Raw genomic sequence first — 14,942 nt, forward strand, 5'->3', positions numbered from 1 at the left:
AACAATCATGGCCATGGAACGCGCGCGGGACATCTATGTCGATGAGATCATGACCAAGGTGCCGGTGATAGGGGGACCGGACCTCAACGCCCGGGACCTCGCCATACTCATGCGGTCCTGGAAGGTCGGCAGCGTGATCATCATCGAGGACGGGACCCCCCTGGGCATCGTCACCGAGCGTGATTTCGTGGAGAAGATCATGGCCCGGGACCTCCGGCCCAGCGAGGTCCTCGCCCGGGACGTCATGACCCATCCTCTCATAACCATAGATCCGCAGGCCAGCGTGGCCGAGGCCGGCCGCAAGATGTCCAGGTACCGGGTGCGCCGGCTGCCCGTGGTGGTAGGGGATCAGCTGGTCGGCATGCTCACCGAGAACGACATCACCAAGCTGTCGCCGTCGCTCATCGAGATCACCAGGGAGTGGAGGGGCATCAACACCCCGGTGGACCTGGAGAGGGAGCCGACCTCCCTCAGCGGGTATTGCGAGAACTGCGAGAACTTCTCGTACGACCTCAGGCAGACTGGGGGCGCTTCCGGCAGGGGCCCCCTGCTGTGCCCGGAGTGCCGGGAGATATTCGTGAGGGACCCGGCGGACTGATCAGTCCAGGTCTATCTTGTGGAACGATGATCGGGGCTCCTCGTCCTCTTTCCCGGGACCTTTCATCACATCCAGCTGCGCGTCGAGGAGGGCTTTCATCAGCAGGATCGTTTCCCTCTTAGCTGCCTGATAGTGCTCCCTGACGTCCGGGGGCACCAATCCCTTGGGGACCATGGCGTCCACCGCCAGGATCATCTCCGTGCCCGCCCTCACCAGGTGATCGCGCGCTTCCGCGGACAGCACCATCTCGCCGAGCCTCTCCGCCTCCGCCCTCACGTGCCGCATGTGCGACCATTCCGGATCATGCTCGCACTCGCTGCTTTCCTCTGTCGTCGTCTCCTCTTTCGCTTCCACCATCTTGAGCTCCTCCCTTGAACTTTATGAGCAGATGACCGTCCTTGAACTCTGCCTTGTCCGGCTCCTTCCTGGTGAAGGTGAACGGCAGCGATATCGACCTGCGGTACGGCCCTACCTCGACCATAAGGTTGTCCCCGGACTTATAAAGCTGCACCTTTTCCTTGGGAGTGAAGGGCAGCCGCAGCGAGATTATGTCCATCCCGTCCTCGGAATAGATGTCCATGGGCTTCTCCACCGAGAAGTGGGCGGCGGGATCGGTGTCGCCGAACACCATGTCCCCGAGAAGCTCCAGGGACTTGATCCCCACCAGCTCGACCGGCAGCTGGTTCGCCTTGAGGATGGTCAGCGGGCTGAACGATTCGTCAATGACCCTCATGTAATGGGCCTGCTCCTCCAGCTTCTGCCGGAAGTACTCGTCGGCCGCTTCGGGGATTATGCGGTTCACCACCAGGCACTCCACCGTCATGCCGTACAGGCACATGTAGGTGAAGGCCCTCTTGGTCTCGTTGATCACCATCTTCTCCGGGTTCACGACCAGGCGGATGGAGGTGGTCTCGGGGTCCTCCAGGACCTTCTGCACCGTGCGCATCCGGGACGCCATGATCTCCAGGTCCTTGATGAGCTCTTCCGACGGCAGGGGGGCGTTCATGACCTTGCCCACGGTGAGGCGGGCGACCCTCAGCATGTTCTTCAGCATGCCGTACAGCTTCTCAGTGTACCAATCGGAGACCTCCGGGAAGCTCAGCAGGCGCATCGTCTCGCCCGTCGGGGCGGTGTCCATCACCACCACGTCGTACGCCTGCCGGTTGTAGAAGTCCTCAACATAGAACAGGGCGGACATGAGCTCCATGCCCGGGAGCACGGCCATCTCCTTCGAGGTGATGCCGTCCATCCCCTGGGACATCAGGAAGTTGGAGATGAACTTCTGGACCTCCAGCCAGCGGGTCTCCAGCTCGTAGAGCATGTCCACCTCGATGGCGTCGAGGTTCTCCTCCACCCTGGTGATCTTGCCGGAGAGCTCGACCTCCATCGAATCGGACACGGAGTGGGCGGCGTCGGTCGACATCAGGAGCGTCTTGTGCCCGGCCCGGGCAGACTTTAAGGCCGTCGCCGCGGCCACCGATGTTTTCCCCACCCCGCCCTTCCCAGTATAAATGATGATCCTCAATCCCTTCTCACCAGGCCGATTTTACGGTTTTCAAGCTACTTAAGTTTGAGGGGAACAAGAAACGTATGGACGGATAAAAATATTGACGGAATGAAAATGCCCGAGGGGCGGACCTTGGGCGGAAAAGGTGGAATTGGTGCCGGGGATGGGCTTTGAACCCATGACCTACGGATTATGAGTCCGTCGCTCCACCAGGCTGAGCCACCCCGGCACTGGTCAGATTTATTGTTCCTCGCTCTCGGCGGGGGCCTCTTCCTCGACCGTCTCCTCTTCGGCGGCGGCTTCGGGAGCGGGCTCCTCCTCGGGGGCGCTCTCGGCCTCGGCGGCCTTGGCGGCGGCCTCGGCAGCAGCGGCCTCCTGTCCGAACCTCTCCTGGATGGAGGGCTCCTCAGCGGAAGCGTTGCCGGCCTCGAGGACCTCGGACCTCCTGATCTCAATCCTCTTTATAGGGATGATGACCTTGGCGGCCTGGCCGAGATCCCTGGAGAGATCGCCGGAGATTATAGCCTTCACGAGCTCGGACACGGTGACGTTGGCGGCATAGCCCTGGAGGGTCTTGGTGAGGATGCCTCTGATGGCGGTCTCCTGAGCGGCCTGGATACGCTGCTCGGTGATGCTCATGGGCTTCACCCTGACCAGGAAGCCGTCCTTGGTGCGAACGTCCACCACGTGGTCGGTCTTGGTCCTCTTCCTGCGGGTGAGCCTGCGGACGTAGTCGCTGGTGAGGTCGTGGCCGACGAAGGTGGTGTGCGCCTCAAGCCCTTTGATGTCGGTGACCTTGAAGCGGATCTTGATGTGCATCTTGGAGAAGTCGCCGGTGAGCTCGTGGACGGTGACCTCGGTCGCCCTGCCCATGAGTGCGGAGGGCTCGGAGCTGGGCGTTTCTCCCAGCTCGACCTGGTTGAACATACGGGGAGCGTAGAGCTTGTACCACTCCTTTGCCTTCCACTTGTCCTTGACCTTTCTCGCAGCGGTTTTCGCCTTCTTTACAGCCATTGGTTTCCTCTCCGTGATGATGGCAGAATCCTAAACCGGACCTCGCCGGCTCCGTGAGCGGCGGGGACCTACGGCCCTTCTGCTGGGGTGAATGAGATGGAAGGTCGAATGTACCACTTATATAAAAACATTTCCTACGGGCCCCGGAGCGGGCGTCCGACAGAGGAACGATGAGAAAATAACATTGTAGTCCTTCATCGCCTGGGCCGAGAGGCCGAGGTTCCGGACCTTTCGCGGTCTCGTTGCTCAGACCTTTGCCTTCTTCGCTGTAGGCTTCTTTGCGGCAGGCTTCTTGGCCGCCGGCTTCTTAGCGGCGGGCTTCGCCGCTACCTTCTTGGCGACGGTCTTGGCGGCGGTCGTCTTCTTCACAGCGGGCTTGGTCGCGGCAGCCTTCTTGACGGCTGGCTTTGCGGCGGCCGTCTTCTTTGCGGCAGGCTTCTTGGCCGCGGTCTTCACAGCGGGCTTGGCCGCTACCTTCTTCGCGCTGGCAGTGCTCACCTTGCCCGCGGCTGCGGGCTTGGTCGCCTTAGATACTGATGTCTTAGGCATTTTATTCAAGCCAAGGTATTCACATCCTGGTTTAAGATTCTTTGCGTGGAAAATCGATATCTGGGACCATCTCCGTGTATTCTTCGGGAGCGCCCGACGCGAAAAATGGGGCATGGAACAGATAAATAAAAATGGAGAAAAGGTAAGGGGTTTTCCGCGCTCAGATGATCGCGGGAACGTCCTGGAGCTCCAGGCCCAGCTTCTCCTTGGGGACGCCCAGGGCCAGACCGTACAGCTGGGACAGGTGGATGACCGGGATGTTGTAGGTTCCCTGCTCCTTCTGGGTCCTGTCGAACTGCAGGTGGCAGAACGGGCACACGTCGATGATGAACTTGGCGCCCGAGGCCTGGATGTTCTTCAGCTTTTCCTGGGTGAACTGGGTGGCCAGGGAGGGGTTGCCGGACCTGACGCCGCCGCCGGCGCCGCAGCACATCTGCTTGTCCTTGTAGTTGAGGCTCTTGGCGCCGGTGGCCTCCACCAGCTCGTCGAGGATCTTGGGCCTCTCCGGGTCGTCCAGGTTCTTGATGTTGCTGGGCTTCAGGAAGTGGCAACCGTAGTGGACCGCGACCTGCAGGTCCAGGGGGTTCTTGATATGGGACTTGATGTGGTCGATGCCCATCTCCTTATAGAAGACCTCGGCGAAGTGCTTCACCTTGACGCCGCCGTTGTACTCCAGGCCGACCTCCCTGAGGATCTTGTTGACGGCGCGGAGCTTCTCGGGGTTCTCCTTCAGGATGTGCGCGGCGTCGAACAGAGAGCCGTAGCAGCCGTTGCAGATGGTGATGATGTCCACGCCCTTCTTCTCGGCCAGAGCGAGGTTGCGGGCGGCGATGGCCAGCCAGGCGTCCTGCTCGAAGGACTTGATCACACCGGGGGCGGGGCAGCAGCCGGCGCCCTCCAGCTCTACGATCTCCATGTCAAGGGCCTTCAGGACCTCGCGGGTAGAGGACTCAATGCCGGGGTACCTGGCGGGGGCCACGCAACCCAGGAACAGCGCGTACTTGTTGCTTGCCATCTTACTTACCTCCTTCCAGCAGCTTGTCGAATCCAGTCGCCTTCAGGACCTTCTGGAAGTCCTCCAGGGCCTTCTTGTCGCCCAGGGTGTTGGCGGGGCGGCGGGGCAGGCCGAGCTTGGCGCGGACATCCTCGTACTTCTCGTTCAGGGGCACGGTGGCGCCGTTGGCCAGCAGGAACTGGCCGACCTTGCGGTGCTCGCCGGACATTATGCCGGCCTGAACAGCGTTGTTCCTCAGGATGGTGATGATGTCAACGATCTCAACGCCGCGGGGGCACCTCTCCATGCAAGCGTAGCAGGTGGTGCACATCCACAGGTCGGGGGAGTTGATGATATCGTCCTTCAAGCCGAGCTGGGCCTTGCGGATCAGCTTTCTGGTCTTGTAGGCGGTCATGCGCCCGGAGGGGCAGCTGGCGGTGCAGGTGCCGCACTGGAAGCAGAGCATAAGGGTCTCTCCTCCAGGCGTGCTCTTAACCTGATCGGCAAAATCTGGGCTAGGCTCCGTTACCATAATTATTACCTGGGGTTTGTGATGGCCCCGCGTTATATAAACCTTGAGAAAAAATGCCCCCAGTTTTACCTATTTAGGTTAAACTACCCTGGCCTGCCTCTTCAGCTCCCCCGCCACCTTCCGCACCGTGGGCGTCTCCTTCCGGTACACCGCCGTGATCTGGTGCGACAGGATGGACGGCTCGGTGGCGCTTCGGATGTGCATGCCCCTCCGCAAGGCCAGCGACTCGTTGACGAAGAAGCTCAGGCCAGAGTCGGCCATGGCGTTGAGGGAGCGGTAGGTCCTCTCCACAGAGTAGGGGACGTTCCGGCTCTCCAGGTGCCTGAAGCCGATGCGCTGGGCGCCGTACTTGAAGCGCGCGTACCGCGGGCCTTTGTCCACGTGCAGCAGGCGGTCCTCCACGATCTCCTGCCACTTCACCTCCTCCAGCTCGAACAGGTACAGGGGATCGTCCAGCACCACCAGGTCCATCAGCCCGGCCCGGAAGTCCTGGAGGTTGCGCTGGTCGTCCGATATTATGAGGTCCACAGAGCCCTCGGGGTCCACGCCGGTCAGGGCGTTCAGCAGCAGCTCCTCCGACACCACGGTACCGCCCACCACCGTCCCCTTGCCCCGATCCATCCTCCTGCTGAGGGCAATGTGCTCCAGGGCGATCCGCTCCCCTTCGGGGTTGAGCCTGGTGCCAGTGGGGCCAGCCGAGGTGAGGGGCGCTCCCACCTTCCCTTCGATCTGCGCGATATGGCGGTGGAGGACCGGAGTTGATATCCCCAGCCTCTGGGCGGCTTTATTCTGGCTGCCCTCCTCGTACACTGCCCGGAGGACCTCCAGCTGACGGGGCGTAAGCCTTTTCCCCGCCACCACCAGCGCCACCGACGGCTCCAGCCTCAGCTCCCGGTCGCTCATCTTCCTTCAAATGTAACCGATGGTCCTGACAAAAGCTTTTGTATCCTGGACCCTTCCCCAGGGGTTGCATGAAGACCCTTGTTCTCGGGATAGGCAGCCCTGTGATGTGCGACGACGCCGTGGGCCTCAGGACGCTCCAGGAGCTGGCAAAGCTGGAACTCAAGGACGTGGACCTCCAGGAAGCCTGTACCAGCGGCCTCGACCTCATCGAGGTCATGCTCGACTATGATCGCGTCATCATCGTCGACGCCATCCTGCATGCAGGCCACAGGCCGGGCACCGTGATGGTCCTGAAGCCGGAAGCGTTCTCCGACACCGTGCACGGGGTCAACCCGCACGAGGCCAACATCGCCACCACCATCGAGCTGGGAAAGACGCTGGAGCCGAACCGGTTCCCCAAGGAGATCATGTTCGTGGCGGTGGAAGTGAACGACGTGTTCACCGTCACCGACGTGATGACGCCCGAGATCGAGGCGGCCCTGCCGGACGCGGTGGAAACTATCCTAGGCATCATCAAAACAGCTTGATGCGGTCCCGCGGCGCTCCCTGCCCAGGCGGGACAGGATATCCTCGAGCCATTCACTCATGAACTTATCCTCCGGCTCGGGCAACACGTCAAAGAAGCGCGCGCCGGGGGCCTCGCCCCCCGGTATGGCTACGGCGTCCACCAAGATGAACCACCTGATCACGTTGAGGTCCCTGTAGACCTCCTCCACCACGTACGCCGCGGGCATGCCCGCGATGTTGAGAGGGGCACCGTTCTCCACCGCGCTGTCCTGGGCCCCTTCCTCCACGGTCTGGGCCTTGTCCACGCTGCCCAAAGGGAGGAACCAGTCCCCTTCGTCCCGGGTGAACAGTATTCGCGACGCGGGGTCGGAGATGAACATCACGATGCCGCAGGCGCGGGACGGCCGCGGGGGCGGCGCGTCCATGTACGAGAGGTCCCGGCGCAGGGAGACCACCTCGGGCTTGCCATACTGATCGATGACCTCGTCCCACTGAAAGGGAGTGGGCCTCTCGATCAGCACGTCCCGGCCGATGCTTTCGCCCATGGGTGAGGGTGGGACCGCATGTTAGAAAAGGTTGACGACGTCAGAAGTCGAGGTCCTGCAGGCTGGCCGCGGCCTTCTGGCTCTCCCTCCCGGGAGCGTGCATGGTGATGCACAGGCGGTCCCGCACCATCAGGCTCCCGGCGGCGGCCAGGACGTCCTCCTCCGTGACCGCGTCCATCTTGCGGAGCGTCTCCTCCCCGGTGTGCGCCTCCCCGGTGGCCATGAACATCTCGCCCAGCCGGACCATGCGCGACTCCGTCGACTCCAGCTTCCGCACGTAGATGCCCTTGACCAGGTGCTTGGCCCGGTCCAGCTCGCCCTTGTGGAGGCCTTCCTCCTTCAGGCGGCGGACCTCCTCTGCCACCATGCGGGCCACCTTCTCCTGGTCATGCACCGAGGTGTTGTAGAAGATGCCGATGGCGCCGCAGTCGGTGTAGGATGACGACGAGGCGAATATCTCGTACACCAGCCCGGTCTTCTCCCTGACCTCCTGGAAGAGGCGGGAGGACGTGCCCATGCCCAGTACCGATGTCATCATCCTCTGGGCAAAGCGCTGCGGGTCCGTGGCGCTCAGGCCCGGGAAGCCCATGCCCACATAGGCCTGCTTGTCATCCCGGGGGAACACCTGGAACCTCGCGTGCGGCGTGGGCGGCGCGCGGGGGCGGAGGTGCCCGGAAGGCTCCAGGGCGTCGAAGCTGCGGGAGGCCCAGTCGACCGCCTGCCCCGCTTCCACGTTCCCGGTGACCACCACGGCCATGCGGGGCGGCCGGTAGTGGTCCTCGAAGAAGGCGCGCACGTCCTGATGGGTCAGGGTACTTACCGTCCCCACCGACCCGGCCTCGGACCGCCCCATGGGGTGCTTGCCCCACATGGTCTCAGCGAACAGAACGTGAAGGTACTCCTCAGGATCGTTCTCCAGCATCCTGATCTCCTGGATGACCACGTTCTTCTCCGTGGAGAGGCAGTCCTTGTCCAGCATGGGCTCGCGGACCATGTCCGCCAGGAGCTCCTGGGCCACCGGGGCCGTCTCGTCCAGAGAGAAGGCCTGATAGCTGGTGACCTCTTTGGTGGTGTAGCCGTTCTGCTCCCCTCCCGCCGCCTCGATCTGCTCGGACATCTGCTTGGCGGTGCGGTTCTTGGTGCCCTTGAACAGCATGTGCTCCAGCATGTGGGCGATGCCTGCCTGGGCATCCGTTTCGTCGCGGGAGCCGGCGCCGAAGTAGACCGACAGGGACGCGGAGTGAGCGTACGGCAGCGGCTCGACCACCACGGGGATGCCCCTGGGGGTCCGCTCGACTACGACCTCTTCATTCACGAATGCTCGAACAAACGAGGCATGGCATATTACTTTCCATGATGGGAGCGGAACTCTGGCCCTCCCCCGGGGCGGAAAGGCATAAGTACGCATGGCCGCGCATTGAGAACGAACAGGGGTATCCCTGATGAGCTCTGACCTGAAGATCCATGAGTACAAGAATGACAAGTTCACGAACGGGATGATGATCGTCGGCTTTCCCTCGGTGGGGCTGGTCAGCTCCATCGCGGCGAACTTCATCATCCGCACGTCCAAGCTGGAGAGGGTCGCCGGCATGGTGTCCGATGACTTCCCCCCGTACACGCTGGTGCACGACGGCTCGCCGTCCCCTCCGGTGAGGATATACGCAGGCGAGAGGGAATGCAGCGACGGGGAGGACTGCAAGCAGCTGGTGACCGTGGCGGCGGAATTCATGCCCCGCCCCGAGCAGGTCCAGAAGCTCGCCACGGCGGTCATGGACTATTGCCAGGAAAAGGGCATCAAGACCATCGTGGCCCTGGAGGGCATCAACTGGATGAGTTCCGAGGAGCCTAAGATACAGGGCGTGGCCAGCACCCCGGCCTCCCGGGAGCTCATGTCCAAGTACGGGGTGGAGGAGATGAAGGACGGCATGGTCAGCGGACTGTCCGGGGTCCTGCTCTACCAGGGCGAGATGCGCGGCCTGGACGTCATCTGCCTGCTCGGCCCCGCTCGGGTGGACCTGCCCGACGCCAGGGGCTCGGCGAAGCTCCTGGAGGTGGTGGCCAAGATGCTGCCCGAGCTGAAGATCGATCCCGAGCCGCTGTACAAGGAGGCCGAGGAGATCGAGAGGCAGATCAAGCAGGCCATGTCGAGCGTGAACCAGCCGAAGAAGCCGTCCCTCGAGGAGTCGGTGGTGTACGGCTGAAACGGTTGCCCCTCGTCCGAGCGCGGCGGCGGGAGCGGCCCCGCCGCCCGAACCGCCGGCTGGCCCACCGGGAGAAACGCTTAAATGAGTGGTCTTAATTACATCGCTTTATGCATCTCGTACCGAAGAAGTTCTTCGTCACCTCTGGCTGTGCCGTTAGCAAGGTCTCCGACCTCAACGCCTTCGACAAGGCATTGTTGGAGGCGGGCATAGGTGAGCTTAACATCGTCTCTGTCTCATCCATCCTCCCGGTCGGCGCCGAGCAGGTCGGCATCAGGGAGCTGCCCATGGGCGCCATTACCCACTGCGTCCTCGCCCAGATGAGGGGCGGCGAGGGCGAGATGATCTCCGCCGGCATCGCCTACGGGTACCGCAAGGACGGAAGGGGCGGGTACGTGGCGGAAGGGCACATCCACGGCAGCAAGAAGGCTCTGCGCGAGATCATGGAATGGAAGATGGACGAGATGGCCAAGCTGCGCGGCATCGAGATGGAGGCCATCGAGTACCGGATCGAGGAGCTCTCGGTCCCCATGGACAACTACGGTGCCTGCGTTGCCGCGCTGGTATTCGTAGAGTATTAAGTGCGCATGTACGGGGTGATCGTCTGCCCTCACTGCACCATGGTGCAGGGGGCGGACCTCAACATGGCCCGGATCACCTGCCCCCGCTGCGGGGGCAAGATCGAGGTGAGGAAGGCCAAGGTCTATTTTTCCACCGATTCTCCCAAGGACCTCGCCGACGCGGTCCGCCAGGTCGGCGAGCAGCTGATCTATGACATCGAATCGCCCGAGGCCAAGCGCAAGAAGGTCAGGGTGAAGGTGCCGAGGACGAGCCCCGGCAGCGACGAGGCGTCACTGCGCCAGGCAGTGGAATCGCTCGGCGAGAAGAAGGGCGAGTTCGACCGGGACGACCTCGCCAAAGCCTTGCAGATGGGGAAGGGACGGGAGCTGGACAGGCTCATCGCCCGCATCCTGGCGGCGGGCGTCATATCCGAAGCGGGCGAGGGGCTGTACCGGGCAGTATAATCTCCGGCGCGAGATCATAGACGGCCCCCCTGCTCACCTTCTTGTATGATTCCTCATAGTTCAGCCGGACATATTCCTCGGTGTACAGGGGGGTCCCGGTGCGCCGGTCGAAGGTCGAGCTGAAAGTGTAGTAATAGTCGGTGAGGTGCCGGGCGTCCCCGTCGTCGGTGAAGTCGGCGAAGCGGTTGGGCTGCCGCACCAGGAAGTCATCGTTCACCAAGTCGATGGTGACGTTCTCTCCGTCCCCCTCCTTCAAGGGAATATATGCCTGGAGCCAGGCATGGCCTCCCCAGCGGTCCTCCGCCTGGACGTACAGCGCGCCCAGCTGCAGCCACGCCGGCACCCCCGCCGCCCGGGCCAGGGAGGCGAACAGTATGGACTGGTCGTCGCAGTCCCCCGCCATGGTGCGCAGCATCTGCTCCGAGGACCGCGGCTCGCTCCCGTGGTAGGTGGAATAGCTTATGTTCTCCCTCATCCACTCGTAGATCTCCTTGAGAATGATGTATACGTTGGTCTCGTCGCCGACGATCTCCTCGGCCTGGGCCGCGACGGCGGGCGAGGTCATGTTCATCAGCCATTCGTCGCGTAGGTATGCATCCTTCAGGCTCTCGGGGACGTCCTGCACGTGGAGAGAGTCGTCCTCGTCGATGTCCCAGATGTGCGTCCTCACCGTGATATCATACACCACCGTGCAGGTGACCGAGCTCCCGCCGGGAATGGCCTCGCCGCTCCACGTCACCCAATCCTGCCCGTACCGGATCGAACGGTCCATCACCTCAGGCGAGTAGGTCACCGAGTTCACCTTCTGCACCACCTGGCCGCTCTCCACGATGTCCTTCGGCTCGGAGATGTCGAAGGTATAGCTGCTTACCTCGCCGCCCACGGCGGTGACGGTCAGCCTCCTTTCCATGGAATAGGTCACCTCTTCCGGGTACCGGGGCTCGAAGGGCGACCGCACCACGTCCTTGATGAAGGTCTGCGCCGACGGGGTGGCCAGCAGAAGGGCGGCTACCATGACCGCCGCCGCTACCGTCACGGCCTTGAAGGCTAGAGGCTTCCTCCCGCTCCCCGCTTCCACGGTCCTTTTTCAATTGAGCCGGCCATTATTAAGACTTCGGGGGATGGGGCCCATTGGCGAGACGAGGCCAGGCGCGGATCACTCCGCCGGCCGGCGTCCCTTCTTGACCTTCTTCTTGGCCAGGTGCCGCAGCGCCTCCCTGACGTAGGCGGGGAGGAGCTTTCGGAACAGATACCAGTAGTACGACGCGATGAACACCAGCGCCACCACGAAGAGCGCATAGCCGAGCCAGCCTCCCTGGGATAGGGGGTACAGCAGCAGCACCGTCGCCAGGTGGATCACCAGGGCTTGACCGAAGAACGGCCACGGGCGGCCCCGCGCCACCCCCATGCCTATGGTGGTGGCGGTGGAGATGTTGAGCAGGGCGATGAGCACGGAGGTGGCGATCATCGGCACTATGGCCACGAGGTCCAGGCCGACATTGATCAGGGCGAAGTTCACCGACCCGAAGGCCAGGGAGCTGGCCATGCCCGCTCCCAGGCCGAAGCCGTAGAAGGGGGTGTCGGCCCGGAGCTGGAACCGGGGCATGTTGATGATCAGTAGCTTGACCGCCTCCTCGAGGGCGAAGCCGACGATGAGGTACTCGAAAGAGAATATGCTGGACAAGGCGTACATGACTATGCCCACCACGATGCCCACGGCGAACATGCCGAACAGCTTGGGGTCGCTGAAGTAGGGCCGCTCCACCTTGGGGTAGGTGTATCCCTGGAGCGTCCACAGCATCAGGGCAATGGGCGGGGCGAACCCGATGGCCGCCGCGATGAGGGAGTTGAATTCCATTTCAGCTCCTCCGAACCTTTGTGGCTATTTGGGGATTGCCCCCGGTGACGAGCTTGTCATAGTAGTGCGCCACCACGCAGGCGTCGACGCACCTGCCGCAGCGGGTGCACCTCTCGTCGTTGATGAGCAGCCCGCGGTCGAGGGTGATCGCCCTTGGCTTGCAATTGCGCACGCAGATGCCGCATTCCGTGCACAGCTGCGCCCGCAGCAGGGCCTTGGCCCCGGCCTCGAAGATGCGTTCGGCGCTCTCTGGGGTCGGGCCCGTGGCCACGATCTGGCCGCCGCCGAACACCTTCAGGGTGCCGTCCTTGTTCTTTACCAGGGCGATCTCGAACTCCTTGCTGTGCTTGACCGCCCCCACGGTCTTGAGGGCCTCTGCCACCATGGAGAAATCCCTCCTCTTGGGCACCGACAGCACCCCCTCGGCGGAGTACCCGCCGGTGACGCACGGCGAAACACCCTTCACCCACTTGAGGTCCAGGCGGTCCGAGCGTTCCTCGGGGAGCTTTAGCCCCATCTCCTGGGACAGCTGCACCATCTTGCGGGGGAACACTTTCCATCGCCAGAAGCCGTACTTGACGAACTCATCGGCAGCCCCGTTCTTCTGGGACCAGTCCATGAGGTGGCCGGTCCAGCGGGCGTGGAGGTCCGGGTGGAGCCGCGAGGTGTTGCTCCACTCTGACTCCAGGCAGGAAGGGCACAGGTAGCACCCGATGCGCTCGAAGTCCTCCTCGTACAGGGGATTGTAGTCGAGGTTGCGCCACCAGATGTAGCCCCACACATCCACGGCGCGCCATTCCCGTATGGGGTTCAGGGCGATCTGGTTGGGGACGAAGGGGTTCCGCTCCACGAAGCCGATAGTGGAGCGGGCGAACGACTCGAAGGCGCGGTTCCCTTCCACGGTCACCGTGCCCTCGGGATAGTTCCTCTCGATGATCTCGGCGAGGGGGGCGAGCTTGCACACCTTGCAGCACCACCGGAAGTCCTTGGCCGGGGGACCGAACGAGCCGACCTGTTCCCAGAAGGCATTCCCGGCGTCGGCGACGAGGAGCCGTTCGTGGTTCTTCTTGGCGAACTCCTCCACGAACCTCACCGTTTCGGGGAACTCCAGCCCGGTGTTCACGAAGATCATGGTGAACTTGTTCGTAGCCCTGGAGATCAGCCCGTAGCAGGCCAGGGAGTCCTTTCCGCCGCTGAAGGACAGCGTCACCGGCAGCTTGTTGTTGCCGATGAAGGACTTGATGTCCGATATGCCTTTAGACTCCAGCGCGCGGAGATGCGATTCGTTGGCGTTCACGAAACGGGCCCACGACGATCTCTTCTTGGAGACCTCAAGCGCGCCCTTGCCCACGTCCCTCACGCCGATGGCCTTCTCCGCCTTCCCGATCTCGTTGCTGGGGACCTTGGCCACGGCGGAGCAGATGAGGCTGCCGGCGACCACGATGAGGGGGTCCCCGGCCTTGAAGCCGCCCTTGTGACCTTTGACCGCGCTCCCCGGGAGGTTCTTTCCCTTGAGATGTCCGGTATCGTGGCCGACCTCCACCACGCCCTTGGCGGCGATGGGCTGTAGCAGCCTCGCTCCTTCCAGCCGGAGGTCCAGGGCGAAGTCCCTGGTATGGAGGTCATAGCGCATGGTCCCGATGACCATGCCCTGGAACACGATCTCGTCGGTCCGGTCCTCCCCGGCCACCTTGTTGAGGAAGATCGTCTTCCCCTTGAGGAAGTCGGAGGTCCCGAAGTGCTTCTGGAAAAGCGACGCTATGACATTGACGCTTTTGCCCATGGCGGGGCGGACGTCCCCCGGCTTGGAGACCTCGAACCTGCGGCCGGCAGATGAGCATACGTCGCACCTTTGACCCAGAATGAGGGTGCCGCAGGTATCGCACCAGTTTAGGCCGGCCTTGCCATGTTCGAAGCGGGGCATTACGTCAAAATGCGTTTGGTATTTCAAGGTATTTGCCCGAACCAACATATCGGGCGCGGCTCTTCGGAGCGCTGAGACCAATCAGGATAAGATTTATGAGTACCTACGGTTGTGAACATGCAGATGTACGAACCCAACTCCGTCTACATCCCTCCCGGGTATGGCAAGATCACCTTCGGGAGGACCGAGATAAAGCACATACTGCTGGCCGTGGGCGTGCTGACCGTGGCGTTCACGATATTCTTCTCGTTCGGGTATAATATCGGCGGACTATCCGCGGCGGAGCAGGTGCTGGTATTCCTGGCCATCTCCTTCGGGGCGGTCACCACCGGATTCATGCTTCACGAGCTCGCCCACAAAGCGGTGGCGCAGAGGAACGGGGCGTGGGCCGAGTTCAGGGCTTATCCCATGGGCCTGATGATGTCGATATTCTTCGCGTTGCTGGGCTTTATCCTGGCCGCCCCCGGGGCCGTGTACATACAGGGTATGATTAGCCGCAAGCAGAACGGCATCATCAGCCTCGCCGGGCCGCTGACCAACATAGGCCTGGCCGCGCTGTTCTTCGGCCTGTACTTCGTGGCCGGGGGCGGGCTCCTGGCGTTCGCCATGTTCCAGATAGGGTTCATCAACATACTGCTGGCCATGTTCAACCTGCTCCCCATACCCCCGCTGGACGGATACAAGGTGCTCAAGTGGAACGTGCCGATCTATATCGCGGCCCTGCTGACCGCGGTGGTGCCAGTAGCCCTCATATGGTCCGGAGCCGTCGTGTTCGGCTTCTGAGC

At 62.6% G+C, this 14,942-nt stretch carries 18 protein-coding genes and 1 tRNA gene; 6 read left to right on the forward strand and 13 right to left on the reverse strand.

Annotation, left to right across the window (positions count from 1 at the left end; all coding sequences use genetic code 11):
- Positions 1 to 7: 7 nt before the first annotated feature.
- Complete coding sequence (locus tag WYS_RS14785) at positions 8 to 598, forward strand: CBS domain-containing protein (RefSeq protein WP_019177706.1); 591 nt, start codon at positions 8 to 10, stop codon at positions 596 to 598.
- Here WYS_RS14785 and WYS_RS08310 read toward each other — a convergent pair whose 3' ends face one another.
- From WYS_RS08310 to WYS_RS14790, 8 genes are all read right to left on the reverse strand, one after another.
- Positions 599 to 955 (reverse strand): hypothetical protein, encoded by a 357-nt coding sequence (locus WYS_RS08310; RefSeq protein WP_147654375.1) that lies wholly within the window; start codon positions 953 to 955, stop codon positions 599 to 601.
- Entirely contained in the window at positions 900 to 2,123 is a 1,224-nt protein-coding gene (locus WYS_RS08315; protein WP_019177708.1) for an ArsA family ATPase, read from the reverse strand. The genes WYS_RS08310 and WYS_RS08315 overlap by 56 nt, the downstream gene beginning before the upstream one ends.
- A 134-nt stretch (positions 2,124 to 2,257) precedes the next feature.
- A tRNA-Met gene (locus tag WYS_RS08320) sits at positions 2,258 to 2,334 on the reverse strand.
- Between the two features lie 11 nt (positions 2,335 to 2,345).
- Positions 2,346 to 3,119 carry a 30S ribosomal protein S3ae gene (locus WYS_RS08325; protein ID WP_019177709.1) on the reverse strand — a complete coding sequence of 258 codons (774 nt, stop codon included), beginning with the start codon at positions 3,117 to 3,119 and terminating at the stop codon, positions 2,346 to 2,348.
- Positions 3,120 to 3,365: 246 nt separating this feature from the next.
- Entirely contained in the window at positions 3,366 to 3,677 is a 312-nt protein-coding gene (locus WYS_RS08330) for a hypothetical protein (protein ID WP_187120187.1), read from the reverse strand.
- Positions 3,678 to 3,828: 151 nt separating this feature from the next.
- A complete protein-coding gene (gene hdrB / locus WYS_RS08335) occupies positions 3,829 to 4,683 on the reverse strand; it encodes a CoB--CoM heterodisulfide reductase subunit B (RefSeq protein WP_019177711.1) in 855 nt (284 codons plus the stop codon).
- A 1-nt stretch (position 4,684) separates the two neighbouring features.
- The gene (hdrC, locus tag WYS_RS08340) at positions 4,685 to 5,128 is read right to left on the reverse strand and encodes a CoB--CoM heterodisulfide reductase subunit C (RefSeq protein WP_019177712.1); all 444 of its coding nucleotides are present in this window, start codon (positions 5,126 to 5,128) and stop codon (positions 4,685 to 4,687) included.
- A gap of 144 nt (positions 5,129 to 5,272) precedes the next feature.
- Entirely contained in the window at positions 5,273 to 6,097 is an 825-nt protein-coding gene (locus WYS_RS14790; protein WP_019177713.1) for a LysR family transcriptional regulator, read from the reverse strand.
- 68 nt (positions 6,098 to 6,165) lie between these two features.
- Here WYS_RS14790 and WYS_RS08350 point away from each other — a divergent pair, with 68 nt between their 5' ends.
- Positions 6,166 to 6,624, forward strand: a complete 459-nt coding sequence (locus tag WYS_RS08350) for a hydrogenase maturation protease (RefSeq protein WP_019177714.1) — start codon at positions 6,166 to 6,168, stop codon at positions 6,622 to 6,624.
- Here WYS_RS08350 and WYS_RS08355 read toward each other — a convergent pair.
- Both WYS_RS08355 and WYS_RS08360 read right to left on the reverse strand, forming a co-directional pair.
- Complete coding sequence (locus WYS_RS08355) at positions 6,601 to 7,149, reverse strand: hypothetical protein (protein WP_019177715.1); 549 nt, start codon at positions 7,147 to 7,149, stop codon at positions 6,601 to 6,603. The two genes, WYS_RS08350 and WYS_RS08355, sit on opposite strands and share 24 nt — an antisense overlap.
- Positions 7,150 to 7,189: 40 nt before the next feature.
- Positions 7,190 to 8,464: a M16 family metallopeptidase gene (locus tag WYS_RS08360; RefSeq protein ID WP_019177716.1), complete on the reverse strand. Its 1,275-nt coding sequence runs from the start codon at positions 8,462 to 8,464 to the stop codon at positions 7,190 to 7,192.
- A 127-nt stretch (positions 8,465 to 8,591) separates the two neighbouring features.
- Here WYS_RS08360 and WYS_RS14795 point away from each other — a divergent pair, with 127 nt between their 5' ends.
- From WYS_RS14795 to WYS_RS08375, 3 genes are all read left to right on the forward strand, one after another.
- Positions 8,592 to 9,350, forward strand: coding sequence for a proteasome assembly chaperone family protein (locus WYS_RS14795; protein WP_019177717.1), 759 nt, complete (start codon positions 8,592 to 8,594; stop codon positions 9,348 to 9,350).
- Between the two features lie 110 nt (positions 9,351 to 9,460).
- Entirely contained in the window at positions 9,461 to 9,931 is a 471-nt protein-coding gene (locus tag WYS_RS08370) for a pyruvoyl-dependent arginine decarboxylase (protein WP_019177718.1), read from the forward strand.
- A gap of 6 nt (positions 9,932 to 9,937) precedes the next feature.
- A complete protein-coding gene (locus tag WYS_RS08375) occupies positions 9,938 to 10,375 on the forward strand; it encodes a hypothetical protein (protein ID WP_026068957.1) in 438 nt (145 codons plus the stop codon).
- On the opposite strand, the gene WYS_RS08380 is transcribed toward WYS_RS08375, so the two are convergent.
- From WYS_RS08380 to WYS_RS08390, 3 genes are all read right to left on the reverse strand, one after another.
- On the reverse strand, positions 10,335 to 11,453 hold the full coding sequence (locus WYS_RS08380; protein ID WP_019177720.1) for a transglutaminase-like domain-containing protein: 1,119 nt from the start codon (positions 11,451 to 11,453) through the stop codon (positions 10,335 to 10,337). The genes WYS_RS08375 and WYS_RS08380 overlap by 41 nt on opposite strands.
- Positions 11,454 to 11,531: 78 nt before the next feature.
- Positions 11,532 to 12,233 carry a hypothetical protein gene (locus tag WYS_RS08385; RefSeq protein WP_019177721.1) on the reverse strand — a complete coding sequence of 234 codons (702 nt, stop codon included), beginning with the start codon at positions 12,231 to 12,233 and terminating at the stop codon, positions 11,532 to 11,534.
- A 1-nt stretch (position 12,234) separates the two neighbouring features.
- A complete protein-coding gene (locus tag WYS_RS08390; protein WP_019177722.1) occupies positions 12,235 to 14,157 on the reverse strand; it encodes a phosphoadenosine phosphosulfate reductase domain-containing protein in 1,923 nt (640 codons plus the stop codon).
- A gap of 123 nt (positions 14,158 to 14,280) precedes the next feature.
- Here WYS_RS08390 and WYS_RS14800 point away from each other — a divergent pair, with 123 nt between their 5' ends.
- Positions 14,281 to 14,940 carry a site-2 protease family protein gene (locus tag WYS_RS14800; protein ID WP_019177723.1) on the forward strand — a complete coding sequence of 220 codons (660 nt, stop codon included), beginning with the start codon at positions 14,281 to 14,283 and terminating at the stop codon, positions 14,938 to 14,940.
- Positions 14,941 to 14,942 lie beyond the last annotated feature (2 nt).

Source organism: Methanomassiliicoccus luminyensis B10 (assembly GCF_000308215.1).
GTDB classification, from domain to species: Archaea; Thermoplasmatota; Thermoplasmata; order Methanomassiliicoccales; family Methanomassiliicoccaceae; genus Methanomassiliicoccus; species Methanomassiliicoccus luminyensis.